Raw genomic sequence first — 948 nt, 5'->3', positions numbered from 1 at the left:
AGAAAGATTAGTCTATATTACACTATAATAAGGAAAAGTTATTTCAGATTTATCAATCTCAGTAGGGCTCCAAGGATCTGTTCCTGCAGCAATTACGGCTATACTTTTATAATCCGGTTTGCCATTGGCTATAGGAGCTACCGCCAAACCATCAAAACCTGTCCCTGGGTCAGACTTAGTCGCAATGACACGGAATTCTTGACCAGCGGATATTATGGTGTTTGTTTCACCTTTATTTTTAGGCGAAGGAGTAACAATTTTGTAACCCTTTCGCTTGGCATATTCTGGATTGGAACTATAAACATTTTTCCCTTGATTTAATTCATTAAGTTGTTTATCTGTATAAGTGAAAACCACTACTGTTCTCCTTTTTCTTTATCCGAATAATATATAGTAACTAAAGATGTTGTTTTCCCTTTATGAGAATTCAATATTTCCCACTGGTCATTTATTTCTTTATTTGTTTTTCCATTAACAAAACCATTATAATTTTCAACTTCATTTAAAGAGTGGCCTACACGATATTCTATTTTTACTTTATCTGAAAATAGAATATTTACATCACAAGACCAGTCGCCCGGAGGGGTTGTATATTCTGGATTGGAAATTTTGATTTCTTCTATCCCTTCATATGAATTCTTTAAGGCATTTACCAAACTAACTTCATACTCTCTATTCCGACGTTCTTCTTGGGATTTCCCTAACATGCTAAACATAAAAACACCTCCTACTGTGATGGTTGCGAGTAACAAAATGATTAGCAGCCTTTTATGACTTTTTTTATTGCTGGAATTATTCATTTAAGTTGTTCTCCTTTTTCTTATTATACTATACGATTAGCCTATATTACACTATAATAAGAAAAAGTTATTTTACATCTGTCAATCATAGTAGGACTCCCAGGGTCGGTTCCAGCAGCAATCACGGCTACATTTTTATAATCTGGTT

General features: G+C 34.0%; 2 protein-coding genes. Both read right to left on the bottom strand.

All coding sequences use genetic code 11. The features are described 5' to 3' along the window. Nucleotides 1-12: 12 nt before the first annotated feature. Nucleotides 13-357 carry a hypothetical protein gene (locus HMPREF2701_RS07380; protein WP_049487189.1) on the bottom strand — a complete coding sequence of 115 codons (345 nt, stop codon included), beginning with the start codon at nucleotides 355-357 and terminating at the stop codon, nucleotides 13-15. Beyond that, nucleotides 357-800: a hypothetical protein gene (locus HMPREF2701_RS07375; RefSeq protein ID WP_061589734.1), complete on the bottom strand. Its 444-nt coding sequence runs from the start codon at nucleotides 798-800 to the stop codon at nucleotides 357-359. The genes HMPREF2701_RS07380 and HMPREF2701_RS07375 overlap by 1 nt, the downstream gene beginning before the upstream one ends. Between the last annotated feature and the right edge of the window lie 148 nt (nucleotides 801-948).

This window comes from Streptococcus sp. HMSC077D04, assembly GCF_001808785.1.
GTDB classification, from domain to species: Bacteria; Bacillota; Bacilli; order Lactobacillales; family Streptococcaceae; genus Streptococcus; species Streptococcus mitis_BX.
Note: the sequence above shows the minus strand (reverse complement) of the source record. Positions and strands in the feature narration are given on the sequence as shown.